The 23125-nt window shown below is 65.7% G+C and carries 23 protein-coding genes and 1 tRNA gene; 10 read left to right on the top strand and 14 right to left on the bottom strand.

Going from position 1 to position 23125, the window contains the following annotated elements:
- Window positions 1-43 precede the first annotated feature (43 nt).
- The gene (locus tag VF617_RS05905; protein WP_331013940.1) at window positions 44-1249 is read left to right on the top strand and encodes a DUF445 domain-containing protein; all 1206 of its coding nucleotides are present in this window, start codon (window positions 44-46) and stop codon (window positions 1247-1249) included.
- Window positions 1250-1281: 32 nt separating this feature from the next.
- Here the strand turns inward: VF617_RS05905 and VF617_RS05900 are convergent, their stop codons facing one another.
- Window positions 1282-1953 (bottom strand): HAD-IB family phosphatase, encoded by a 672-nt coding sequence (locus VF617_RS05900; RefSeq protein WP_331013939.1) that lies wholly within the window; start codon window positions 1951-1953, stop codon window positions 1282-1284.
- Between the two features lie 82 nt (window positions 1954-2035).
- On the opposite strand from VF617_RS05900, the gene VF617_RS05895 reads away from it, so the two are divergent.
- The 4 genes from VF617_RS05895 to VF617_RS05880 are packed head-to-tail and all read left to right on the top strand — an operon-like array spanning window position 2036 to window position 5521.
- On the top strand, window positions 2036-3145 hold the full coding sequence (locus tag VF617_RS05895) for an ABC transporter permease (protein WP_331013938.1): 1110 nt from the start codon (window positions 2036-2038) through the stop codon (window positions 3143-3145).
- Window positions 3142-3957 carry an ABC transporter ATP-binding protein gene (locus VF617_RS05890; RefSeq protein WP_331013937.1) on the top strand — a complete coding sequence of 272 codons (816 nt, stop codon included), beginning with the start codon at window positions 3142-3144 and terminating at the stop codon, window positions 3955-3957. Before VF617_RS05895 ends, VF617_RS05890 begins: the two co-directional genes overlap by 4 nt.
- Window positions 3957-4922, top strand: a complete 966-nt coding sequence (locus tag VF617_RS05885; RefSeq protein ID WP_331013936.1) for an MlaD family protein — start codon at window positions 3957-3959, stop codon at window positions 4920-4922. Before VF617_RS05890 ends, VF617_RS05885 begins: the two co-directional genes overlap by 1 nt.
- Window positions 4923-4930: 8 nt before the next feature.
- Entirely contained in the window at window positions 4931-5521 is a 591-nt protein-coding gene (locus tag VF617_RS05880; protein ID WP_331013935.1) for an ABC-type transport auxiliary lipoprotein family protein, read from the top strand.
- Window positions 5522-5536: 15 nt separating this feature from the next.
- Here the strand turns inward: VF617_RS05880 and VF617_RS05875 are convergent, their stop codons facing one another.
- On the bottom strand, window positions 5537-6397 hold the full coding sequence (locus VF617_RS05875) for a peptidylprolyl isomerase (RefSeq protein WP_331013934.1): 861 nt from the start codon (window positions 6395-6397) through the stop codon (window positions 5537-5539).
- Window positions 6398-6487: 90 nt separating this feature from the next.
- Here VF617_RS05875 and VF617_RS05870 point away from each other — a divergent pair.
- The 3 genes from VF617_RS05870 (at window position 6488) to VF617_RS05860 (ending at window position 8499) form a co-directional block, all read left to right on the top strand.
- A tRNA-Ser gene (locus VF617_RS05870) sits at window positions 6488-6578 on the top strand.
- 275 nt (window positions 6579-6853) lie between these two features.
- On the top strand, window positions 6854-7606 hold the full coding sequence (locus tag VF617_RS05865; RefSeq protein ID WP_331013933.1) for a GntR family transcriptional regulator: 753 nt from the start codon (window positions 6854-6856) through the stop codon (window positions 7604-7606).
- Between the two features lie 2 nt (window positions 7607-7608).
- Window positions 7609-8499: an ABC transporter substrate-binding protein gene (locus VF617_RS05860; RefSeq protein WP_331013932.1), complete on the top strand. Its 891-nt coding sequence runs from the start codon at window positions 7609-7611 to the stop codon at window positions 8497-8499.
- On the opposite strand, the gene VF617_RS05855 is transcribed toward VF617_RS05860, so the two are convergent.
- The 11 genes from VF617_RS05855 to VF617_RS05805 all read right to left on the bottom strand — a co-directional run bounded on the left by VF617_RS05855 (window position 8476) and on the right by VF617_RS05805 (window position 19310).
- Window positions 8476-9153 (bottom strand): dienelactone hydrolase family protein, encoded by a 678-nt coding sequence (locus VF617_RS05855; RefSeq protein WP_331013931.1) that lies wholly within the window; start codon window positions 9151-9153, stop codon window positions 8476-8478. The two genes, VF617_RS05860 and VF617_RS05855, sit on opposite strands and share 24 nt — an antisense overlap.
- Window positions 9150-10163, bottom strand: a complete 1014-nt coding sequence (locus tag VF617_RS05850; RefSeq protein WP_331013930.1) for a quinone oxidoreductase family protein — start codon at window positions 10161-10163, stop codon at window positions 9150-9152. The genes VF617_RS05855 and VF617_RS05850 overlap by 4 nt, the downstream gene beginning before the upstream one ends.
- Window positions 10160-10666, bottom strand: a complete 507-nt coding sequence (locus VF617_RS05845; RefSeq protein WP_331013929.1) for a hypothetical protein — start codon at window positions 10664-10666, stop codon at window positions 10160-10162. The genes VF617_RS05850 and VF617_RS05845 overlap by 4 nt, the downstream gene beginning before the upstream one ends.
- Before the next feature lie 22 nt (window positions 10667-10688).
- Window positions 10689-11738, bottom strand: coding sequence for an LLM class flavin-dependent oxidoreductase (locus tag VF617_RS05840; RefSeq protein WP_331013928.1), 1050 nt, complete (start codon window positions 11736-11738; stop codon window positions 10689-10691).
- A 105-nt stretch (window positions 11739-11843) separates the two neighbouring features.
- Entirely contained in the window at window positions 11844-12941 is a 1098-nt protein-coding gene (ribB, locus tag VF617_RS05835; protein WP_331013927.1) for a 3,4-dihydroxy-2-butanone-4-phosphate synthase, read from the bottom strand.
- 10 nt (window positions 12942-12951) lie between these two features.
- Window positions 12952-13716 (bottom strand): enoyl-CoA hydratase-related protein, encoded by a 765-nt coding sequence (locus tag VF617_RS05830; RefSeq protein WP_331013926.1) that lies wholly within the window; start codon window positions 13714-13716, stop codon window positions 12952-12954.
- Window positions 13713-14594, bottom strand: a complete 882-nt coding sequence (locus VF617_RS05825; RefSeq protein WP_331013925.1) for an amidohydrolase family protein — start codon at window positions 14592-14594, stop codon at window positions 13713-13715. Before VF617_RS05825 ends, VF617_RS05830 begins: the two co-directional genes overlap by 4 nt.
- Complete coding sequence (locus VF617_RS05820; protein WP_331013924.1) at window positions 14591-15148, bottom strand: carboxymuconolactone decarboxylase family protein; 558 nt, start codon at window positions 15146-15148, stop codon at window positions 14591-14593. Before VF617_RS05820 ends, VF617_RS05825 begins: the two co-directional genes overlap by 4 nt.
- A complete protein-coding gene (locus tag VF617_RS05815; RefSeq protein WP_331013923.1) occupies window positions 15145-16332 on the bottom strand; it encodes a CoA transferase in 1188 nt (395 codons plus the stop codon). Before VF617_RS05815 ends, VF617_RS05820 begins: the two co-directional genes overlap by 4 nt.
- Entirely contained in the window at window positions 16329-16970 is a 642-nt protein-coding gene (locus tag VF617_RS05810) for a glutathione S-transferase family protein (RefSeq protein WP_331013922.1), read from the bottom strand. Before VF617_RS05810 ends, VF617_RS05815 begins: the two co-directional genes overlap by 4 nt.
- Before the next feature lie 84 nt (window positions 16971-17054).
- Window positions 17055-19310, bottom strand: coding sequence for a TonB-dependent receptor (locus VF617_RS05805; protein ID WP_331013921.1), 2256 nt, complete (start codon window positions 19308-19310; stop codon window positions 17055-17057).
- A gap of 226 nt (window positions 19311-19536) precedes the next feature.
- On the opposite strand from VF617_RS05805, the gene VF617_RS05800 reads away from it, so the two are divergent.
- Window positions 19537-20427 (top strand): alpha/beta fold hydrolase, encoded by an 891-nt coding sequence (locus VF617_RS05800; RefSeq protein WP_331013920.1) that lies wholly within the window; start codon window positions 19537-19539, stop codon window positions 20425-20427.
- 4 nt (window positions 20428-20431) lie between these two features.
- Here the strand turns inward: VF617_RS05800 and VF617_RS05795 are convergent, their stop codons facing one another.
- Window positions 20432-21520 carry a serine hydrolase domain-containing protein gene (locus tag VF617_RS05795; RefSeq protein WP_331013919.1) on the bottom strand — a complete coding sequence of 363 codons (1089 nt, stop codon included), beginning with the start codon at window positions 21518-21520 and terminating at the stop codon, window positions 20432-20434.
- 220 nt (window positions 21521-21740) lie between these two features.
- Between VF617_RS05795 and VF617_RS05790 the strand changes: the two genes are divergently transcribed.
- Window positions 21741-23072 carry an MFS transporter gene (locus VF617_RS05790; protein WP_331013918.1) on the top strand — a complete coding sequence of 444 codons (1332 nt, stop codon included), beginning with the start codon at window positions 21741-21743 and terminating at the stop codon, window positions 23070-23072.
- The last annotated feature ends 53 nt before the right edge of the window (window positions 23073-23125 follow it).

The raw sequence follows: 23125 nt of genomic DNA, 5'->3' as shown, positions 1-23125 counted from the left end.
CGCTTCCCGTCCCGTCGAGCCCGTGGCCCCCGGCCTCAAGCGCATGCGCCTGGTCGCAGGCGGGCTGCTGGTGGCGATGGCCGGGTTGTTCCTGGCGGCGCGCTCGCTCGATCATCTTCATCCGGCCATTGGCTATGTCCGCGCCTTTGCGGAGGCCGCGATGGTCGGCGGGCTGGCGGACTGGTTCGCGGTGACTGCCCTGTTTCGTCACCCGCTACGCCTGCCGATCCCGCACACTGCGATAATCCCGCGCAACAAGGACCGGATCGCGGGCACGCTCGCCCAATTCCTGCGCGATAACTTCCTGACCCCCGCGGTGGTCGCGCGACGGATGCAGCGGCTGGACGTGGCCGGCGCGGCGGGGCGCTGGCTCGCCAATCCGCCCCTGGCCAATGGCCGGATCGGGACCGGCGCATCGCGGTTGTTCGCCGATATCCTCGAATCGCTCGATCAGGAGCGGCTGGGCGGAATGGCAAAGGGCGCGATCGCGTCGCGGCTGCGCGCGATCGACCTGTCGCCGCTGTTCGGCCAGGCGCTAAGTGCCGCCATCGCCAGCGACCGCCATTTGCCCTTGCTCGACGGAATAATCCGCTGGGCGGCCAAGGTGCTTGAGGCGAACGAGCACCTGATCCGCGAGATGGTCCACCAACGCGCCGGCAGCGTGATGCGCTGGACGGGATTGGACGAGACGCTGGCCAACAAGATCATCGCGGGCTTGCACAAGCTGATCACCGAAATGGCCGACGACCCCCAGCATCCCCTGCGCGCCAAGGCGGTGGAAGGGCTAGAACGGCTTGCCGAAGACCTTCAGCACAAAACCGAGCTGCGCGCGCGCGTCGAAGGGTTCAAGGCAGAGATGCTCGAAAACCAGGCCTTTCAGCGCTGGATCGGCGGGCTATGGGAATCGAGCCGCGCCGCCTTGCTGCGCGTCGCGCGCGACCCCGAACGCGTGATGGCCGGCAAGATGGGTGAAGCGCTGCGCCAGTTCGGCACCACCCTCCAGAACGATCCGCGCCTGGCCGACACGATCAACCGCTTCGCGCGCCGCACCGCGGTTGGCGCGGCGTCCGATTACGGCGATGGCATAGTCCGTTTGGTCTCCGACACGATCCGCGGCTGGGATGCCGAGACGGTCACCGGACGGCTCGAGAACGCAGTGGGGCGCGACCTGCAATATATCCGAATCAACGGCACCCTGGTCGGCGGGCTGGTCGGCGTTATCCTCCACGCCGTCGATACTTTTTTGTAGGGCTCGGCGCACCCCGCTTCAGCCGGATCAGGTCAACGCCAGTCGAGCTCCGGCCAGCCCTTTTCCGCGGCCAAAGCCCTAAGCGGTCCATGCGCATTGACGGCGAAACCCTCATCCGCCCACTCCAGCAGCGGCGCATCGGAAACATGATCCGAATATGCGCGCACCTGCGCATCGCTGCGCGCAATACCCTGCTGGTCCATCCAATCCAGGATCATGCGGAGCTTTACGGGTCCGTAACAGTTATCTCCATCGAGTTCGGAGATGATACGCCCTTGTTCATCGCGCTTCGCCTTCGTGGCGACCACAGCATCCATGCCCAGGCGACGCGCGATCGCGGCGGCGTAATAGCCATGCGAAGCCGTGGCCATCACCAGCATATACCCCTGCGCGCGATCCCTGGCCATCCGGTCACGCGCGCCCTGGAGCACGCCGTGCGCGACCTCCGCCTCCGCAAAGGCATCCGCGAGGTCGGCCATCCGCTCTTCGGTCAGCACCCCGCCCAGCATCAGGCGATGCGTCAGGCGCTTCAGCCCGCCGCGATCGGTAAGCTTGAGCAGATAGCCGAGCCCGGCAAAACCGGCGATCGGATACAAGGCCAGCCGCCACGGCGCGCGGCGTTTCGCGGCGGCAAGCAGGAAGCGCGTCCACGTGGCCTGCCGCGTGATCGTCTTGTCCATGTCGTAAATCGCCAGGTGTCGCATTGGGACATGTAGGACGGCCCCGTGAAAGCGCGCCAGAGCAAATCCTTGCCGCAGCGCGGCTAATCGCCGAAAGATGCCAGACATGAAGGGTCCGGCGGATTTCGAGCGAGTCGACTCAGGCGGAAGCGTGACGCTGCGCTTCACTGGAAACCTGTCGCTCGCCTACATCGGCGACCTGCCCCAGCGGCTGAATGCCGTGCAGGGTCCGGTCGGCCAGCTCGACCTGCACGCGATCGAGCGGATCGACACTGTCGGCGCGTGGCTGGTCCATCGCTTCGCGCGCGAGCACCAGGCCGGCATCGTCGGGCTGGAGCCCGACGAAGTGCACCTGCTCGAACAGGTGACCGCCGCCGAATGCCCGGTCGAGCCTGCCCGGCGCGTATCGGGACCGATCCCTCGCGTCCTGGGCGAAATCGGCGACGCCGTGGTTACCGCCGGGCAGACGCTTTATGGGCTGCTGGGATTTCTTGGCGCGACGCTGATCGCGTTCTGGAACGTCGCGACGCACCCATCGCGCTTCCGCTTCAATGCGACGATCCACCGCTTCGAGATCGTCGGCGTCACGGCGCTGGGCATCATCGGGCTGATGAGCTTCCTGATCGGCATCGTGATCGCCCAGCAGGGCGCAGTGCAGCTCCGCCAGTTCGGCGCGGAAATCTACACGATAAACCTGGTAGGCCGCATCACCTTGCGCGAACTCGGCGTCCTGATGACTGCGATCATGGTTGCCGGCCGTTCGGGATCGGCCTTCGCCGCGCAGCTCGGCACGATGAAGTTGACCGAGGAAATCGACGCGATGCGCACGATCGGCGTTTCGCCGATGGAGGCGCTGGTGCTGCCACGCACGATCGCCGTGGTGCTGATGATGCCGCTGCTCGCCTTCTATTCCTCGCTGATCGGGATCATTGGCGGTGGATTGCTTTGCTGGATCGCGCTCGACATCCCGCCGATCACTTTCGTCCAGAAGATCCGCGAAGTCGTGCCGATGACCGATCTGTGGATCTGCCTGATCAAGGCGCCGGTATTCGGCGTGATCATCGCGCTCGCCGGCTGTTTCCAGGGCATGCAGGTCGAAGGCGATGCCGAGCAGGTCGGCCACCGAACGACCACGGCTGTCGTCCAGGCGATCTTCCTGGTTATCGTGCTCGATGCTGTCTTCGCGGTGTTCTTCAGCGGGATCGGCTGGAAATGAACACCCGCCCGCCCAAAAGCGAAACGATTATCACCGTGCGCGGCCTCAAGAACGGCTTCGGCGACACGCTCGTCCATGACGGGCTCGACCTCGACGTGCGCCAAGGCGAGATTCTGGGCGTCGTCGGCGGATCGGGCACCGGCAAGTCCGTATTGATGCGCTCGATCATCGGGCTGCAGACTCCGATGGACGGCGACATCGAGGTGTTCGGCGAATCGACCATCGGCCGCGATGAGACCGAAGCGACGGCCGTCCGCAAGCGCTGGGGCATATTGTTCCAGGGCGGCGCCCTGTTCTCCACGCTGACCGTTGCGGAAAACGTTCAGGTCCCGCTCAAGGAATTCTATCCCGGGCTGGATCAGAGGCTGCTCGACGAGATTTCGGGCTACAAGGTCGTGATGAGTGGACTGCCTTCGGATGCGGGGCCAAAATATCCGGCCGAGCTTTCGGGCGGCATGAAGAAGCGCGCGGGGCTTGCGCGCGCGTTGGCGCTCGACCCCGAATTGCTGTTCCTCGACGAGCCCACCGCCGGCCTCGATCCGATCGGAGCCGCGGCCTTCGACGAGTTGACCGCCTCGCTCCAGAAGACGCTGGGACTCACGGTGTTCCTGATCACGCACGATCTCGATACGCTATACGCGATCTGCGACCGGGTCGCGGTGCTCGCCGACAAAAAGGTCATCGCGGTCGGCACGATCCCCGAATTGCTCGCACTGGACCATCCGTGGATCCAGGAATATTTCAATGGACCGCGCGGGAGAGCCGCGGTCGCCAGTACGGCCCGGCATGCCGCACGTGAGGACAAAGCCTGATGGAAACGCGTTCGAACCATGTGCTCGTCGGCAGCGTCGTGCTGATCCTGATCGCCGTCCTCGCGCTGTTCGCCGTGTGGCTGGCGCGCCTGAGCGGCGGCGACGACCGTGAATATGACATCTTCTTCAAGCAGGCGGTCGACGGCCTGAGCGCGGGCTCGCAAGTCACATTCTCCGGCGTGCCTTCGGGCCAGGTAAAGGAAATCTCGTTCTGGAAGCCCGACCCCAGCCTGGTCCGGGTGCGGATCGCGATGAAGGACGACGTGCCGATCCTGGAGGGCACCACCGCGACGATCCAGGGCAGTTTTACCGGACCCTCGACGGTCCAGCTCGACGGCGCGGTCAAGGGAGCGCCTCCGATCGTGTGCCCGGTCCAGAACCCCCAGGCCGCGTGCCCCCTGGGCGTGCCCGTCATCCCCACCAAGGCCGGGGGCCTCGGCGCGCTGCTCAGCTCGGCGCCGAAACTGCTCGAGCGCATCTCGACGCTGACCGAGCGCCTTTCGGACCTGCTCGGCGACAAGAACCAGAGTTCGATCGCCGGCATCCTGGAAAACACCAATCGGCTGAGCGACGCGCTCGCGGATCGCGGGCCCGAAATAGCCGCGACCCTGGCCGAAACCCGCATCGCGATCCAGAAGGCGGGCATCGCCAGCGAACAGATCGGCCAACTCGCCGCCACCACCAACGGCGTGCTTGCGCAAGACATCAAGCCGACGATCAACAGCCTGAACCGCACCATCGCGGCGGCGCAGAAGAGCATGGAAACGCTCGATTCGACGATCGGCGAGGCGCGCCCGGGCATCCAGGCATTCTCCAAAAAGACGATCCCCGAAGTCGGCCAGCTGGTGCAGGATTTGCGCGTGATGTCGCAGTCGCTGGCATCGGTGGCGGAGAAGATCGACCAGGGCGGCGCGGGCGCCATCCTCGGTTCGCCCAAGCTGCCCGACTATAAACCCAAGAAATGAGGGCCGTGATGCAGAAGCGCCTTTTCCTCCTCGCACCGCTGCTTGCGGTATCGCTCTCGGGCTGCATTTCGTTCGGCGCCAAGCCGCCGCCATCGCTGATGACGCTGAATTCGACCGTCGATTTGCCGGTCGGCGAATCCCAGCGGTCGAACGTCGCGGCAACGATCACCATCAGCGTTCCCTCCGTGCCGCAGGAATTGTCCTCGTCGCGCGTGCCCGTCCATTCAGGCGGAACTGCGATCGCCTATGTGAAGGACGCTTTGTGGGTCGAACGCCCGTCGCAGCTCTTCGCGCGGCTGCTCGGCGACACCGTCACTTCGCGCACCGGCCGCCTGGTGCTGACTTCGCGCCAGTCGCAACTTGATCCCGGCGCCTATCTGATGGGCGAACTGCGCGCGTTCGGCGTGGACGCTGACACCGGCGAAGCAGTCGTCACCTATGACGCGGCGTTGATCCGAGGCAGCGAGACAATCGTCGAAAAGCGCCGCTTCGAAGCGCGTGTGCCTGTGGCACCGGTGGATGCCACCACCGTGGGCGTAGCGCTCAACACGGCGGCCAACCAAGTCGCGGCGCAAGTCGCCGACTGGGTCGGCCGCTAGGGCCTTGTCTAAGCCTCAAGGGCGCCGGCGCACGCCCGGCGCGAGGTCGCAAACCTCCAGGCCGGTCGCAACAGTCGGCGCAGCGGGCACTTCGCGCGACTTGATCAGCGCGGCATAGCGCTCGTTATCCGTGGCGCGATACTGGAAGCGCGGGCGTTCGTCCTCGGGCAATTGGCTGGCGAGCCGGACCGACGCGATCCCGGTGCGCTCCTGCTCGGTCGCATACACCCCCATGGCGGCGCTGCTGCGCGGGAGCGCCGACATGAACTGCATGCCCTCCACGATCCGGCCCACGACGGTGTAATTCCGGTCGAGCCGTCGCGCCGATTGCCCGATCGGAGTGAACAATTCCGCGCCGGTGCCGGTATTCGGAAGCGCATCGCGGGCAACACCGACCGTGCCATAGCAATGCGTCAACCAAGCGACCTTGCCGTCAGTGGCGATCGGCCAGCCATCGGCAGTCACTCCCGAGGCTGCCGAATAGCCGTCCGCCTTGGAAAGCCGCTGGGCAGGCAGGAACGCGCCGATCTCGAATTCGGGCGCCGGGCGCTCGATGATCAGGGGCGGAAGCTCTTTCTTCTCGGTGGCGTCGCCCCATTGCGCGACCCAGTTTTCCTGGACACGATAGATGCTCGTGCCGTCCCACCAATGCGCCTCGATCAGCTTGCGGATATTGCCGATATGGCCCGGCGCGAAGCGCGTGGCGAGCCGCACGAAGACCTGGCGGCCATCCTTCAACGTGATCACCATGATCTCGCCATCGGGAATGTCGCGCCAATCCTCGGGCGCGGGATCGGCGGGAGACGGAGGAGCGGTCTGCGCCGACGCGGGTGGCCCGGCGAGCGCGAGGGGGGAAAGCGCCAGCAGCGCGAGCATGGGTTTGATCATACCGGGAAACTGGCACGCCGCGCCGCGCTTGCCTAGCTCCCTTCCACGCTCTATCGGCCATCCCTTCCAGCGATATGCGGAGCGGTGGCCGAGTGGTCGAAGGCGCTCGCCTGGAAAGTGAGTATACGTCAAAAGCGTATCGAGGGTTCGAATCCCTCCCGCTCCGCCATCACTCTTGCCAGGACGACGCAGGCCGCGTCAAAACAGCCTCGCCGATGACGCGGCTGAGCCTCCGATTCCTCGCGGACGGCGCAACGGCCAGGGAAGGTCTGTGGGCATACCGCCTACCGATGGGATTGGCAGCGGGCATCCTGGCGACCCGGCGCCGGTTCCTATGGCCACTATTGACTATTCAACTCGGTCATTGAGTTTTACAGTGCGCATCACGCCGAATTGCTGAGACCGCGCCATCCTCCGGGATGGGGTCGCAAACGAAGGAAGAAGATGGCAACTGCGATCCGTCGCGCCGAGCCCGCGCCCGACCTCACCCGCAGTTCGGTCTCCCGCTACATCCAGCTCGCGACACTTTTCCGCCGTCGCATCGAGACTCGGCTTTGGGCGATCGGCGAGCAGATTCCTACCGTCGACGAGCTGGCCGAAGAATGCGGCGTGGCCCGCGCCACGGTCCGCCAGGCGCTCGGGCTGCTCGAGGCCGAAGGGCTGATCGAGCGGTTCCGCGCGAAGGGCACCTTTGTGCGCGCAGAGCCGCAGGCCCGATCCTGGTGCGCGGTGGGCACCGATCTCGGCGGGCTTTTGCGCGCGCGCGAGGGCGCGATTGTCGAGGTTCTGCTGGAGGAGCGCGGCGTCCGCCTGACTGGGGGATTCCCTCCGATCGGCACGGAGGCTCCCGCCTATCGCCACATCAGGCGCCGGCACGTGCGTGACGGCCAGCCATTCCTGCTCGGCGACACCTATATCGACGAGCGGGTTTGCGCGCATATCCCTAGGGCGGCGTTCAAGACCAAGACCGCGCTCAAGCTGATCAACGACGTGCCGGGCATGAAAATCGGCGACGCGCAGCAGACGCTGACCATCGGCACCGCCGACATCGCAGTCGCCGAGACGCTCGGCCTCCCGCTAAATGCCCCGATCGCAAAGGTCGATCTATGCGTGGTGGATTCGGATGGAACGCTCGTCCTGGCGGGTTATGGCATCTATCGCGGCGACGTCGTCCGGATCGACACCAAGCTCGTCTGACAGTGCGTATCGGGCTCATCACCTACGCGCATCCGGAGCCATTCCACACCGCACAGATGGACGTAGTCGCAGGAACGCTGGCCGCGCTCGGCACGAAGGCCGAGGTCAGCCGGCATTTCGGCTGCCGTGACAAGGCCCTGCTGGCGGCGGAGGCGGAGCGGCTGACCGCCTGGGAGCCGGACCTCATCGTTTCCTTCATGACCAATGCCGATATCGCGGTGATCGCGGCCACGGTCGACACTCCCATCGTCTGCTGGTCGATGGACCCGATCGATTCGGGGCTGGTCAAGGCGATGGCCCGCCCTGGAGGCCGGCTGACGGGCGTGGCCTTTCCGCCTGGGCTGCAGATGATGCAGTTGCGTGCGCTCAAGATGCTCAAGCCAGCGACGCAGCGTGTGGCCATGCTGTTCAACCCGGGTTACGCCCCCGCTGCCGGTTCGCTCGCCAAGCTGGCGGCGGCCGGCGGCCTGTTCGGCATCGAAATCGTCGCCTACGAGGCTTTGACGCTGGAGGCGGTACGGGCCGCCTTGCCCGCGATGGCGGCGGACGGATGCGGCGGCCTGGTCGTCGGCCCGCACGAATTGTTCAACCAAAACGGCCTGGTGATCGGAAGGCTGGCGCTGGAATGCGGGCTGCCCACCGTCGCGATGGACAATATCGTCGAGTGTGGCGGCACTGTCAGCTTCATGCCCGATTTCCCCCGCATCTGGGATGCCGCCGCACGGATCGCCAATCGCATCCTAAAGGGCGAAGCGCCGGGAGCCATCCCGTTCGATCGGCACATCAAGCCTCGCGTGACGCTGAACCTGGATGCCGCGCGGCAGCTGGGACTCCTGCTGGACCCGATATTCGTCGATGAAGCGGACCGGCTAATCGGCGTGGGCGGCGAATAGGGCAAGTGTACGCGCACGGGCCAACGTCGCGTCCGCAGGGTCGGCGTCCACCGCCCCGTCATTGTTGAAGCCGTGGCCTGAATTCTCGTAGATGTGGAACGGGATTTCGGGATGTGCGGCGCTGATCGCGGCATGGGTCGCGTCGGCATCAATATGCCCGTCCTTGCGCGCGAAATGACAGATCACTGGGCAATGTGGGGCCAGCTCGGCCAGAGGGGCGATCTGTCCGTAATAGCAAGCGGCGGCGCGTACGCCAGCGATCTGCGCCGACGCCTGCCACACAAGGCGCCCGCCATAACAATAGCCGACCATGTAAGCCGGGCCCCGCCGCCTCAGTTCCTGCACGCACGCCGAGATATCGCCCATCGCCGCATCCAGCGCGGTCTGCTGCACGAGACGAAAGCCCTCCTTTATCCCCGCCGGGTCATGCGCCGCTGCGAAGCCCGGGCTGGCGCGATCGAACAGCGACGGCGCGATAACTTCGAACCCGGCGGTGGCATAGCGCTCGGCATCGGCACGCATATAGCCATCGAGGCCGAATATCTCGTGGAGGAGCACCACTCCGCCCCGGCATTCCCCGGCGGGCCGGCGATGAAGGATGCCGAACGCAAAGCCGTCATGCAGGCTTTCAAGCGTATCCGGCGCCCGGGTCATGCGTAGAGGGCGTCGGGGACCAGCACGACCTTGCCGCTGGTGGCGCGTGTCTCCAGCGCATGGTGGGCCTCTGCGGCGCGCGATAGCGGCAGGACGCGATCGACCTGGACGCGAAGCTTGCCAGCCGCCGCGAGGACGCCGAACTCGGCGAGAAAATCGAGCAGCATCTCGCGCCGGTCGAGATATTGGCGGAACCAGAAGCCTGTCACGCTCAGATTGCGCGGGGGCAGCGTCTCGGGATCGACCGACCAGGGCTGCTCGCTCGCCGAGCCATAGACCACGGAGCGCCCGAAAGGCGCGAGCAGCGCCATCGATTCCTCGGCAATCCGCCCGCCGGTCATCTCGAGCACGATGTCCACGCCCCGCCCTCCCGTCGCGGTGCGAACTTCCTCGCCCCATCCGGGCCTGCCGTAATCCACCGCCATGTCTGCGCCCAGCTCCATCGCCAGCGCGCGCTTCGCCTCCGTGCTCGCCGCGCCTATCACCATGCCCGCTCCCCAGGCCTTGGCGAGCTGCACTGCGAACACGCCGACGCCCCCCGCCGCGCCCTGGACCAGCACGGTTTCGCCCGGCTGCATTCGCGCAGCGTGCCGCAGGATCATCGCCGCCGACAGGCATTGGACGAACAGGCCGATCGAATGCGGTGCGTCGAGGCCCTGGGGAAGCGGATACAGCCGCTCGACGGGCACCGCGGCATATTCCGCGTAGCAGCCCACGCCCGGAAACACGAAGCTGCGCGTTCCGATCAGCGCCGGATTGCAGCCTGGGCCAACTGCGACGATCTCCCCCACGGCTTCTCCGCCCAGAATGAAGGGCAAGGGGCTCGGCACCGGATAATGCCCCCCTCGCCTTCGCACGGTGTCCGCGAAATTAACTCCGATCGCCTCGATCCGAGCCAGCACCTCGCCCGGCCCCGCAACGGGGCGAGGCACGCTGTCATATTGAAGCACCTCGGGCTCGCCATGCGCGTGGAAACGGACGGCATGCATGCTCAGGGGAACTGGCTTCATGGGTGGAGCATATGGCTGGTGGTGCGGACGGGAAAGGTCTCGCCGCTTTCGAGAAACTGTTCGATCAGCGTCGCCGTCGCCTCGGGTCGCGCCGCCGCGACATCGCGGCCGGCGGCGTATACCAGCATCAGATAGCAGCTCGGCATCTCCTCGCTGCACCGCCGGCCCTGGGCCGCGCCCGCAAGGTCGTCCGAACCGATTATCACCAAGGTCGGCGTTTCGATCGAGGCGAGCGGCGCTTGGTCCGGGATTTGCGGAGCGATCAGCACCAGGCGGGCCACCCGCCCCGGCGAAGCGGCGGCTGCGGCAAGCGCAGCCTCTGCGCCCTTGCCCACTCCCACCACATTGGCCGGTTCCCCGAAACCCTCCACCTTGCCGCGCCGATACGCCGCATCGAGCAATTCGATCGCCGCGACGTCCTCCTCACCGTGCGCGAAAAGGGTGATCGTCCGGCCGCGGGCGTCCTCCTGCTCGGCTGCCATTGCCATCGCGATCTCGTTCATTGTGCTTCCCTGTCTTGCCCGGTCAGACGGCGCGGAGCTGCGGAATGACCCGGCTGGCATAGACTTCCATCGCCTCGCCCCGCTGTTCCGGAGTCAGTCCGGGCCAGTTGAAACCCATATCCACCACCCCGACGCCGGCGTCGCTCAGTTCGCCGAGCTGATCGACGACGCGTCCCGGCGAACCGAACAGCGCGGGCCTGGTCGGCATGCTGATTTTGTGCACATCAGAGGACTTTAGCTTGGCTTCGAGTGCCTTGTTGGCGATCCGGCCGACATTCATGAGCGGCGATTCCGCAGCCTCGGGCACGTTGCGTTCGGCCTCCGCATCGTCATGGGCGACGTGGCAATGGGTTCGGTAGACGACATCGTCCTTGCCCGGCGTCCACCCCGCCGCCTCGCATTCCTGCCGATACAGACCGACGAGGCGCCGCACGACGTGGAAGGGCGCATAGGACACGCCGATCCCCATGCGGTGGCGCGCGGCGAACACGATCGATTCCGAGCTGTTGCCCGATCCATAGACGCGCGGATGCGGGTCCTGCAGCGTGCGCGGCCAGACCGCCACGTTGCGGAAATCGAAATAGCGCCCCGCCCACCCGAACGGAACCACCTCGGTCCATGCGCGCAGGATCAGCTCGATGCCTTCCTGCGTGATGTCGCGCGATTCGGCGGGATTGGTGGTGTAGCTGAGCACTTCGTTGGGGGTGCCCCGCAACAGCATGCAGATCACACGGCCGTCGCTGATCCCGTCGAGCATGGCGACTTCCTCGGCCACTCGGATCGGGTTGTTGAGCGGAAGGATCGGCCCCATCAGCGCGACCTTGATCGTCGAAGTCGCCTGGGCGATCGCGCCGGCGAGGACAGTGGCGCTCGGGGCAAGGATGCCGGACATGTAATGATGTTCGGAAATGCTTACCCAGTCATAGCCCCATTCCTCGAGCCTCAGCGCGTCCGCGGTTGCCGCCGCAAAGGTGTCGCGCGCGGCTTCCCGGCGGCAATATTTGGGTGGTAGGGGCCATGCAGGCATACGATCGACCGCCGTGCCGAGATGCACATAGACAGAACTCTTCACGATCCCCCCTCCATCGCTCCTGTCCGGTCGGGACGCGGCCATGGATGCTGTACCGCCGCGTCCCAAACACAGCAAGTAAAAACCGTAAAGCTAGCCTTTTGATGATTAATCATGATTTTCCAGCATCTGCCAACCGGAAACCTCAAGCTCGAACGCTTCCAGCCCGACATAGCGCTTGGGCGGGCTGGCCAGCAGGAGGATCATCGATCGGACCTGCATCGCACGCAGGATCTGGGCGCCCACGCCGAACTCGCGCACGATCCGCGCTTCGCTATCCGGCTCCTCGACCAGCCCGAAGTGGCGGGACAGCCGCAACGGATCGAGGTGGCGCAGCAGCACGATCATGCCAGCGCTGTCATGTTGGGCAATCGCAGCGAGCGCAGTATCGACGAGATCGCTCCGCTCGCTGATCCCGAGCACGTCGGAGGCGAAATCGACGCGGTGCATGCGCACCAGGGTTGGCCGGCCAGGCTCGGGCTCGCCGCGCGACAGCACCGCATGTTCGGCACCGTCCAGATTGTTGCGGAAGATCGTCAACGTGAACTGGCCGTGGCATGTCTCGACCGGCGCCGAATGGATTTTCTCGATCAGGTGGTCATGCAGCCGACGATGCGCGATCAGGTCCGCGATCGTGCCGATCTTCAGCCCGAACTCCTCGGCCATCGCAAGCAGATCGGGCAAGCGCGCCATCGTCCCGTCTTCGTTCATGACCTCGCAGATCATTGCCGCCGGTGTGCAACCCGCCATGCGCGCCAGATCGACCGAGGCCTCCGTATGCCCCGCCCGCACCAGAACCCCGCCATCGCGCGCCACCACAGGGAAGACATGGCCCGGGCTCACGATGTCTGCAGACCCCTTGGCGCCGTCGATCGCCACCGCAATCGTACAGGCCCGATCCTGAGCGGAAATCCCCGTGGTCACGCCCTCGCGCGCTTCGATGGAGGGCGTGAAAGCCGTCTGGTGACGCGATCCCGTGCTCGGAAGCGGGGCGAGGCCTAGCGCATCTGCGCGGGGCCGGTCGAGCGCCAGGCAGATCAGCCCGCGCCCGTGCCGGGCCATGAAGTTCACTGCCGCGGCATCGGCGAATTCGGCCGCGACGATCAGATCGCCTTCATTCTCCCGATCCTCGGCGTCCACCAGGATGAACATTTCGCCCGCCTTCACCGCGGCGATCAGCTCGCTTGTGGGCGTGATGGCGGTCACACCATCCCCCTCAGCGACCCACGAACACAGGCGCGCGTTTCTCGACCACCGCCCGAGTCGCCTCGCGCGCATCTTCGGTCATCATCAGCTTCGTGGAATAGCCCTGCTCGAGGGCATATCCCTCATCGACGGGCAAGGGTTCGGCTTCGTCCATCGAAGTCTTTCCGAAGCGGATGCCGAGCGGCGCCTTGGCAGCGATATCCGCCGCCATCGCCATTACCGTGGGCAACAGCGCCTCGGGCTCGACCACCTGCTGGACAAAGCCGACACGATAAGCGGTTTCCGCATCGATCGGCCGTCCGGTGAAAAACATCTGCCGCAATAGGCCCTGGGGCAAATGGCGCCCCATATGCGCGGTCCCGCCACAGCGCCCGACATTGATCTCGGCAAGGCCGAAAGTGGCGCGCGTCGAAGCAATGCGGATATCGCTGACCGAAGCGAGCACGCAACCCGCCCCCAGCGCCGGCCCGTTGATCCCGGCGATCACCGGCACGGCGCAATGGCGCACTGCCAGAAACATGCGCCGGACCACCGCGGCCCGCGCCGGATCGTCCTCGACCGTCGCGCCTAGGAACTCCTTGAGATCGAGGCCCGCGCAGAACGCCCGCTCCCCTGCTGCAGTGAGCACCACGCAATTGACGTCGGCCTGCTCGGCGATGCCTTCGAACAATGTTGCGAGTTCGGCATATAGCTCGATCGTCAGCGCATTGACCGGCGGCCGGTCGAGCAGCACCGTCACGATACGGTTTTCCTTGGTGATGCGAACGCCATTCATGCGACTTCCTTCTCATCGAGCGGCGCAAAACCGTAGAGACGCTCGGGATTTCGAACCAAGATGGCATGGCGCAATGCATCGTCCTGCTCGATCCACGCGTCGAACAGATCGAGCAGGTGTCCCACATCGGGGGAGCGTTCGCCCATCCGCACATGCGGCCAATCCGAACCCCAGAGCATCCGCTCCGGAGCGGCGGCGATCAGCACGGCATGCAACGCGCGCGCATCAGCATAATCCGGCCAGTTCCGGGAAGCGCGGCACACGACCAGCTTCACCCAGAAGCCCCTATCCGCCACCGCGGCGATCAGGGCACTGTTCGTGGGATCGTCCAAGCCCTGCTCCGCAGCCATGCCGCCGAGATGGCCCAGCACCACCGGGAGCTGGAGCCGCTGAAGCATCTCCGCCTCGGCGACGATCCTTTCGGCTGGAGCCCAAAGCTCGGCGTGCCAGCCGAGTGCGCGCATTGCCGGGGCCAGCGCCGGCAATGCGTCGAAGCCCACCGTTCCCCGATAGCGCGCTCCGCTCGGGTCTCGCGCTTCGACGAACCGCAGGCCGCGCACACCCGCCGCATGCAGCCAGTCGAGATCGCTGTCGCGCGTCTCAGCGCCAAGGCTGGCGACACCGATGAGCCCGTCGCCCCCCAGCGCATCGATCAGCGCATCATGATCGTCCCCATAGACGGCGGGCTGCACCAGCACGCCCCGCGTCATCCCCGCAGCGCCGAGCATTGCCCGGTGGCCTTCGACGGGTGCGTCGGGCGGCGGATAGGCAGTCTCGACACGCGGTGGAAACCGCTCCGGCGGCCCGAACACATGCGCATGTGTGTCGCACGCGCCCCGGGGCGGCGCACGCTTCGGGGCACGCGCGACCGCGCTCACGGCTCCGTCCCAAGATCAGGCGCCACGCCGGGCGGCACCGGGATCTGGTGCACGTTCAGCGTCATCGCGACCAGCGTGTAATAGCCGATGATCGCGGCAAGCTCGACGACGCCGACCGCACTCCAGCGCGCCAAGACCACAGCATAGGTTGCGTCGCTAACCTGTCCGCCGGCCTGGAGCTCATACGCGAAATCCCGGACTTCGAGGATTTCCGCATCGGCTCCAACGGGCCGTTCGCCGCGCCGCAGCGCGTCGATCCAGTCGTCCTCCACCCCTGCGGCCCGCGCAATGGGCGCATGAATGCTCCATTCGACCTGGCTCGCCCATCGCTGCGCGGTGACCAGGATCGCCACTTCGCTCAGCCGAGCGGGGATCGAAGTCTCGTAGCGCAGCAATGCGCCCAGCGCCTGCCAGCGATCGGCCAACTCCGGATTGTGCAGGGCCGCCAGCAACGGTCCCTGCATCGTCCCCCGCCGCCCCGCTACGACCTTGTCGTACACGCGCCGCTGGTCCGCGGTCATCGTCTCCGGCGTGGGCAGCGGGATGCGGCTCATGTCCGCGCTTCCCAAGCGATCGCGCCGTCATGCTCGCCAAGCAGCGGCGGCGCGCGGCGGATCGCCACCCCGGCCTCGCCGAAGCGCAGCGGGCTGGCGAGCAAGCGGATATCGCCGCCGCTCGGGTGGGCGACGTGCGCCACCATCGCGCGGTGAATCACTTGCGGGTCGGCCAAGGCCATCGGCACGGTGTTGATCGGCGCGCATGGAACACCCGCTTGCGCCAGCGCAGCGGTCCATTCGGCGGTGCCGCGCGCCGCGAGCAGCGACTCGATCAGTGCATTGAGTTCGGCCACGTGCGCGACGCGCCCGGCATTTGCGGCATAGCGTGGATCGTTCGCCAAATCCGGCTTGGCCAGCACGTCGCAGAGGCGGGCAAACTGCTGATCGTTGCCCACCACGATCGCGACATGGCCATCCGCGCAGGCGAACACGTCCTGCGGCTGTATGTTGGGATGGGCATTCCCGGTGCGGCACGGCGTCGCCCCGGAAACCAGATGGTTCATGCCCTGATTGGCGAGCATGGCCACCCCGACGTCGAGCATTCCGATATCGATCGAATCGCCGCGGCCGGTCGCCTCGCGCCGGGCGAGCGCCGCGAGGATGCCCACCGCCGCATACATCCCGGTCATGATATCGACTATCGGCACGCCGACCTTCTGCGGCCCTCCGCCCGGCTTGCCGTCAGGCTCGCCGGTCACGCTCATTAGGCCGCTCATCGCCTGGATCATGAAGTCATAGGCTGGCTCGTCGCGGCGCGGCCCGGTCTGGCCGAACCCAGTCACCGAACAGTAGATCAGGCGCGGATTGGCGGCCCGCAATGCCTCGGCGCCAAGCCCGTGGCGTTCGAGCGTTCCGGCCTTAAAATTCTCGAGGACCACGTCGGCCCCGGCTGCCAATTCGCGAACCAGCGCCCGCCCTTCTGCGCCCGTCAGGTCGGCGGTAATCGAGCGCTTGTTGCGATTCACCGAGAGGAAGTAGCCGGACTCTCGCGTCGCTTCGCCGTCGGGCCCTTTGAGGAAGGGCGGCCCCCAGGCCCTCGTGTCGTCGCCTACCCCTGGTCGTTCGATCTTGATCACGTCGGCGCCGAGATCCGCGAGGATCTGGCTCGCCCAGGGACCAGCCATGATGCGGCTGAGATCGAGCACACGGATGTGCGACAGGGGGCCGGGGGCAGTGCTCACGCCGGAATCGCAGTCGCGAGCGCAGAGGGCCGGGCGGCGAACGCCTCGTGCCACGCGCTCAGGCGTGGCCGGCCCTTCCGCCATTCGAGATCTGGAAATCGGAAATCGCAATAAGCGAGCCCACAGCCTGTCGAGACATGCCCGAAGTCGAACGGCTCCGCGGCGCGTGCCTCGGCCTCCATCTCAAGGCGATCCAGCGTGGTCGCGGTCTTGACGGCGAATGCTGCCAGATGCGGCTCCGATTGCAGCGTAGCGGCCCGTCCGCGCTCGTTGCGCCACAGCACAAACAATTCGCACAAGCCGTGCCCCATTGCCTCCGCCCGCATCGCCTCCAGGAGCGGGCGGCCTTCGGGGGGCATCAGTCGCGGCCCGAGCCCGATGCTGTCGAGGTGGCGATAGATTACGCGGGAATCGAAAATTCCGGTGCCGTCCGGCAGGACGAGGGTGGGCAGCCGGCCCAGCGGATTGTCCGGCAAGATTGCCGCATTGGCGCTCGACATCGAGGCGGGCGTTCGCACCAGCCTGATTCGGTCGGCGATGCCGTGCTCATGGGCGACCACCAGCACCTTGCGCACGAACGGAGAAAAGGGCGACCAGTGCAACCGCATCCGTCCGTCCTCGGCGATATCGCCAGCCACAAAACCTCCACTCTAACGCTAGCTTGCCATCCGGATGCGGGAAGAAGGGGGCGAAGCGAACCGGATCGCCCGCCCCCTCGCCCCCTAGAAGTTCGCTCGACCCCGGATGCCGAACATCCGCGGAGGAGCGACGGTCGCGGAGTAATAGCGCGTCCCGGCGCCTTGCCGCCCCACGGGAATGAGTCCCGCGGCGCCCGAGATCGCGAGCCCGCCGGTGTAGACGACTTCGTTGGTGATATTCTGTACGAACAGCGAGACGCTGAAGCGGCCGCCTTCCGGACTGTATGTCAGGTCGGCATCGAGGACCTGATATGCCGGTACGCGGCCCTGCGGCCCATACACTACGTCCAGCCAGGATCCCGAGGCGAAGCGGGCGGCAGCGCCTGCACGCAGTGTCCCGCCATTCCCGAGATCGAACTGGTGCTGATAGCTCGCCCGTCCGGAGAATTTCGGTAGCCGCGCGATTTCGAGGCCCGAGCAATCGATGTTGAAATTTCCGGCCGTCGCCGCGGTCGCGCGGCAGCGGGTCCCGGTGGCTGTCGCGTAATTGCCGACGCCGAAATTGAGGAATGCGAATTCGTCGTATTTGCCGTTCGCATATTCGACTGCCACATTGAACGTGTCCGCGGGGGTCGCGCGCCAAACGATGTCGGCATTGACGCCCTTGATCGTGGACTTGCCGACATTGAGTGTCGATCGCGCCTGAAGCCCGCACCGATCGATTTGCTGCAGTCCGACATGCTGGTCGCTATAGGTCCAGTGAAACGCCTCGACGTTGACCTGCAGCGTGTTGCTGAAGAACCGGTTGCGCAGGCCGAGTTCGAATGCCTTCACGTCTTCGGGGCGGAACGCTCCCGTGCTGCATGCCGTGGATGCATTGAATCCGCCGCCCTTGAAGCCTGTCGAGAGCGTCCCGTACAGCATCGACTGTTCCGCGAGGTCGAGTTCGAAACCGACCTTGTAGGTCGTCTTGTTCAGAGTCGACGAAGGCACCGTCTGAAGCGTTCCGCTTGGCACGAACGGGACCAGCGGAAAAGCACCGGCTCCGGCCTGATATTGCAGGCCGATCTTCTCGTTTGTGTATCGTATGCCGCCGATCGCACGCACGCCCTTGGCAAGCGTGAGGGTTGCCTGCGCGAATGCCGCCTTGGCCTCCACGCTGTCATAATAGAAGACGGCGGAAGTGAAATTGCCCTGGCTGGGATAGACCTGGACGTCGTCCTTGCCCGAGAAATAATAACCGCCGATCACCCAGCTCAACACGGGCGATTCATTGCCCAGGCGCGCTTCGAGCGTAGTCTGCTCGCCGTGCAGCACCTCCGCGAACCTAAACGTCGTGCTGTAAGAGACGACGGCCTGATCCTGCTCGCGATAGCTCGGGATGATCGTGAGCGTCGCCGGCCCCAGGTTGAAATTGGCTTCGGCGCTCAGTCCCCAGGTTGTCCCATCGACCATGCGATCCACGCCCGGCGTGGTGTAGGGCAACGTCCCGGTACCGAAGGCCCAGGGGTAGACCAGCGGCTGATCGGTCATGCTCCGATAGGGGTTGCCCCCCTGCACGGGCAGCAGCACTGCCCCCGATCCTTGCCCGCCATTATGCGCATAATCCGCGTTCAGAAGCAGCGAGGCATCCTGGCTGGGTTCCCACAATGCGCGAATGCGACCGGATTTGGTTCGCTGGTCCATCGAGCCGTCGCTGAGATAGCCCTCGCGGTCCACGACCTGCGCCGCCACGCGGACCGCGAGGGTCTTGCCGAGCGGAACGTTCACAGCGGCGTCGATATCGATCATGTCGTAACTGCCGAGCTCGACGCCGACGCTGCCTGACAGTTCGCCCAAGACCGGCCGGCGGGAGATCAGGTTGATAGCGCCGCCCGACGAATTGCGTCCGTAGAGCGTGCCCTGCGGCCCCTTGAGGACTTCAACGCGCTCGAGATCGAAGAACATCAGCGTCGCGATGCCGCCACGTGGAAGATAGACGCCGTCGAGATTCCAGGAAACCGCGTTCTGGGTGCGGCTATTGGCCGTGTTTTCGCCGACGCCGCGGATATAGACCTGGGGATTTGGACCGATCGCGCCGATCTGCACCCCGGTCACCAGCGACTGAAGATCCTGCGGACGCGATACGCGATCCAGCTCTTCCGGCGACAGCACTTGAATCGCGAGCGATGAATCCTGCACGGACTGGCTCCGGCGATCCGCCGTGACGACGATATCGTCGATCCCGGCGGCTTCTTCGTTGCTTTCCGCCTGGGCGGAGGGGGCAGGGGGATCCGACTGCGCATGAGCGATTCCCTGGGTGCACAGTAAAACCATCGGTGCGACGATAATGGACTTCATCTCGGCATTCCCCCCTCTGCTCGTATCTTGGATTTCGCGACAGTCGGCCATCGGCCTCTGTCGTCTTCCTATGGTCTAGGTTTATAGCCTTTATGTTTACCAAGTCAATGTCTATGTAGCCAAGGCAGACAAAGGGCCTAGCGGCCCCCCGCTATCGGAAAACAAGCACTTGGCCGGAATGATGCCTCAATAGGTCACTAAACCAACTCTATCGATGGAGCGCGCTATGGGGCTGGCACTATCCGATTCGCTTGGTCGCCGGCTTGCCGGCCCCAGGATGTTCCTTCCTTTGATCGCGTTCCTGATCGCGCTGATACCCGTCCGAGCCGAAGCGGAGACGCACGTCGTTCGAAGCGGCGCCGTGACCGTTGAATATTTCGCCGCCGGGCGCGGCCCGTTGCTTGTGCTTTTGCCCTCGATGGCGCGCGGAGCGGAAGATTTTGACGAGATCGTGCCCGCGCTCGTCGCGCGGGGATTCCGAGTCGTCCGCCCGCAGCCGCGCGGGGCCGGCCGGTCGAGCGGGCCGAGCGGCGCCACGCTCCACGATCTGGCGGACGATATCGCGCTTGTGATCCGCAAGGAGCGGCGCGGGCCCGCCATCATCGTCGGCCACGCTTATGGCAACTTCGTCGCGCGGATGGCCGCGGCCGACCATCCAGAACTCGTGCGTGGCGTCATCGTCGCGGCGGGTGCCGCGCAATCGATCCCCCCCGAATTGCTCGCCGCGGTGACCGGCATGAGCGATATGCGGCGGTCCCAGCAGGAAAGGCTCGGCCTTTTGCGCCTCGCGATGTTCGCGCCCGGCAGCGATCCGTCGGGATGGCTCAATGGCTGGCATCCTGAGGCACAGCGCATCGCGCGGGCCGCGATCGAAGCAACCCCTCGGGCCGCCTGGTGGCCCGCAGGCCGCGCCCCGATCCTCGAGCTTCAGCCCGCCGAGGATCCCTTCAAGCCCGCGGCCAAGCGCGGCGAACTGGCCGCGGAGCTAGGCGCCGCGCGCGTCACTGCGGTGCTCATTCCCAATGCAAGCCACGCATTGTTCCCAGAGCAGCCGGAGGCGGTAGCAGAGGCCATCGCGCACTGGGCACGCAGCTTGCCGCGTACCGCAAGGCGATAATCGATCATCCGAACCACTCGGCTACCCGAGCCGAGATTTCAGCGCCCCACCTGACCTGCTCGGTGGGCGCGAAGGTCACTGTATCGGTCAGGAACGCAAAGGACAGGCCCGATTCCGGATCGGCCCATACCATCTGCCCGCCAAGCCCTTCGTGCCCGAATGCCTCGGCGGAGACACGGGTGCCGAAAAAAGCCCCCTCGCCAAGCCGATCGGCTGCGGGCCCGGCCGCGAGGAAGCCCAGTGTCCGGCAGATGGGCCGGTTCCAGGCGCCCCTGGTGCGCAGGCGCACCATGCGCGTGGCGTCATGCCGCACAGCGGGGTCCCACAAGCCAAGTGCGTCGTGCAGAAACGCCTGATAGAGCAAGGCAAGGGCGGACGCTGTGCCGGTAACCCCCGAGCCCGGCAGCCCGATCGCCCGGGCCTCGGGCGAATTTAGCCGCGCCGATATCGCACATTCGCCTGTGACGGGATCGGGCCGGAAGGGCGGCAAGGATTCTACCTGGTCCCCGGAAAGCGCGATCCGAACTTGCCGGACCCGCTTTTGCTCCGCAACCGGCAGGCCAAGCGCCAGCCTGTCCGCTCCGAACAGGCCGAGCGGGGCCAGGAGGTGCCGGTTGAGAAGTTCGGCATAGGCTATCCCCGTGATGGCCTGGCCGACATCTGCAAGCACCCAGGCACCGTTGCTGGGATGATAGGCATAGTCGCGGCCCGGCACGCCCTCCAGCGACCAACCGGCATAGGAATCGAGCCGGGTGCCGCGATCGGCGCATTGCGGGAAGGGCAGCGGCTGGGCGGCGAAGCAGCCCGTGTGCAGCATCACCTGTTCGATCGTTACAGCCGCTTTCCCATTGGTGGCGAAGCTCGGCAGATAATGAGCGACTGATGCATGAAGCTCGAGCTGGCCGTCTGCGATCAGCGGCCAGAGCGCTGCGCTCTGCAATGTCTTGGACAGCGACATGATAGTGAAGATCGCATCCGCGCCACCTTCCGCGAGAATGCCCCCATTGCGCGCGACGGCCCAGCCCCACCCGGACAGCCCCTCGGCCCGGGCGATGCGGTTGATGTGGTCAGCCAGCAGCCGTGCTCGATCCATGCCTATGTACAGACTATATAACTGGCCTTTTGACAAGGATAGAGGAGTGGTTGCAGGCGACCCGGTACTTCGCGATCAGAGCCGCGGTCAACCCATCGGCAGGTATGATCCATAATTATAGCCTTTACTATTGACGCGCAGGTGCCTGGCGCTTCACAAGGCAATGCCGACCATCGGCAAGGCCGGCAGCAGACCGGGTAAAGGCAAAAGGGGATGCGTGATGGGTCGTGAGAACGTGCGTCGTTCCGGAGCACCCGGCCGGGCCTATGCCTATTACGTGCTGGCGGTTCTCTGCCTCGCCAACATATTGGCCAGCGCCGACCGTTACGCCTTTTTCGTCCTGATCCAGCCGATAAAGCGCGAATTCCAGGCGAGCGACGCCGCAATCGGCTTTGTCTCCGGCATGGCGTTCATTCTGTTCTACGTGCTGCTCGGTATCCCCGTCGCCCGCTGGGTCGATCGAGGCAACCGGCGCAACATTCTCGCCGCATCCGTCGCCATCTGGTCACTCGTCACGATGCTTGGGGGTATGGCCGCGAGCATGGTCCAGCTCGGCGCCTCGCGCGCAGGCCTGGGCGCAGGCGAGGCAGGCGCGGTGCCGGCCTCGCAATCGCTGATAGCGGACTATTTTCCCAAGGCCGATCGGCCCGCTGCGGTATCGGTATTCCAGGCGGGGATGGCGATCAGCGCAATCGTCAGCGCCGGCCTGGTGGGGCTGATTGCCCAAAGCCATGGCTGGCGAATGGCGCTGATCGCGATGGGTGCGCCCGGATTGCTCGTGGCGCTGCTGATCTTCCTGACCGTACGCGAGCCCATGCGCGGCGCCATGGACCAGGCCGAGGCGGCGGCCAGATCGCCCACGCTGCGCCCGGGGTGGTGGGCGGCGATCATGGGCCTGCTCAAGGGCAAGGCGTTCCGCTATCTTTTCCTCTCCCAGATCGGCGCGGGGATCGCCGCGGGCATCCTGCCCGTCTGGCTGCCGATCTACTTCATGCGCGCTTATGGCCTGACCCTGCCCCAGGTGGGGGCGGTCACCGGCTTCCTCATGGGCGCGGTGATGCTCGCCTCATTCACGATCGTGGGCTTCATCGGCACGCTGACGATGCGTCGCGGGATGAGCGAGCGCACAATGTCGGTGATACCGGCCGTCGCCAGCGCGGCCGCGGTCCCGCTGCTCTGCGCCGTGCTGCTGACCGGCCCGTTCGCGACGGTGCTGGCTTTGGCCAGCGTCTATTTCTTCTGCCAGTTCGCCACGCGCCCGGCGGCCTTCACGCTTTCGATCGAGCTGGTTCCCGCCGATCAACGCGGCCTTTCAGCTGCGGTGATCGTCATCGCGAATTCGCTGATCGGCGCCGGCTTCGGCCCGATGGCGGCCGGCATGATCAGCGACGCGCTGACCCCTTCCATGGGCGAAGTGGCCGCATTGCGCACGGCGTTGCTCGCCATCGTCCCTGCGGCGATGGCGCTATGCGCGCTCGGATTCATCGGTGTGTTTCGCCACATGCCGGGAAAGGGCAGCGCGGCTATCAAGCCCGATGCCGCCACCGCCTGACGCATCTAACATCCCAGCATTGAGCAAATACGAAAAATCGATATTATTCGGGA

Origin of the sequence: Sphingomonas sp. (assembly GCF_036388215.1) — a bacterium.
In the GTDB taxonomy this organism is placed as follows: domain Bacteria; phylum Pseudomonadota; class Alphaproteobacteria; order Sphingomonadales; family Sphingomonadaceae; genus Sphingomonas.
This window is presented reverse-complemented; position numbering and strand designations above follow the sequence as displayed.

Bases quoted from the DNA above. Each gene is read 5' to 3' on its own strand.
- VF617_RS05845 (WP_331013929.1), bottom strand. From the start codon at position 10,666: ATGAACGAGATCGCGATGGCAATGGCAGCCGAGCAGGAGGACGCCCGC.
- VF617_RS05895 (WP_331013938.1), top strand. From the start codon at position 2,036: ATGAAGGGTCCGGCGGATTTCGAGCGAGTCGACTCAGGCGGAAGCGTG.
- VF617_RS05890 (WP_331013937.1), top strand. From the start codon at position 3,142: ATGAACACCCGCCCGCCCAAAAGCGAAACGATTATCACCGTGCGCGGC.
- VF617_RS05805 (WP_331013921.1), bottom strand. From the start codon at position 19,310: ATGAAGTCCATTATCGTCGCACCGATGGTTTTACTGTGCACCCAGGGA.
- VF617_RS05855 (WP_331013931.1), bottom strand. From the start codon at position 9,153: ATGACCCGGGCGCCGGATACGCTTGAAAGCCTGCATGACGGCTTTGCG.
- VF617_RS05880 (WP_331013935.1), top strand. From the start codon at position 4,931: ATGCAGAAGCGCCTTTTCCTCCTCGCACCGCTGCTTGCGGTATCGCTC.
- VF617_RS05905 (WP_331013940.1), top strand. From the start codon at position 44: ATGCGCCTGGTCGCAGGCGGGCTGCTGGTGGCGATGGCCGGGTTGTTC.
- VF617_RS05875 (WP_331013934.1), bottom strand. From the start codon at position 6,397: ATGCTCGCGCTGCTGGCGCTTTCCCCCCTCGCGCTCGCCGGGCCACCC.
- VF617_RS05900 (WP_331013939.1), bottom strand. From the start codon at position 1,953: ATGCGACACCTGGCGATTTACGACATGGACAAGACGATCACGCGGCAG.
- VF617_RS05850 (WP_331013930.1), bottom strand. From the start codon at position 10,163: ATGAAGCCAGTTCCCCTGAGCATGCATGCCGTCCGTTTCCACGCGCAT.
- VF617_RS05790 (WP_331013918.1), top strand. From the start codon at position 21,741: ATGGGTCGTGAGAACGTGCGTCGTTCCGGAGCACCCGGCCGGGCCTAT.
- VF617_RS05820 (WP_331013924.1), bottom strand. From the start codon at position 15,148: ATGAGCCGCATCCCGCTGCCCACGCCGGAGACGATGACCGCGGACCAG.
- VF617_RS05830 (WP_331013926.1), bottom strand. From the start codon at position 13,716: ATGAATGGCGTTCGCATCACCAAGGAAAACCGTATCGTGACGGTGCTG.
- VF617_RS05865 (WP_331013933.1), top strand. From the start codon at position 6,854: ATGGCAACTGCGATCCGTCGCGCCGAGCCCGCGCCCGACCTCACCCGC.
- VF617_RS05795 (WP_331013919.1), bottom strand. From the start codon at position 21,520: ATGGATCGAGCACGGCTGCTGGCTGACCACATCAACCGCATCGCCCGG.
- VF617_RS05885 (WP_331013936.1), top strand. From the start codon at position 3,957: ATGGAAACGCGTTCGAACCATGTGCTCGTCGGCAGCGTCGTGCTGATC.
- VF617_RS05800 (WP_331013920.1), top strand. From the start codon at position 19,537: ATGGGGCTGGCACTATCCGATTCGCTTGGTCGCCGGCTTGCCGGCCCC.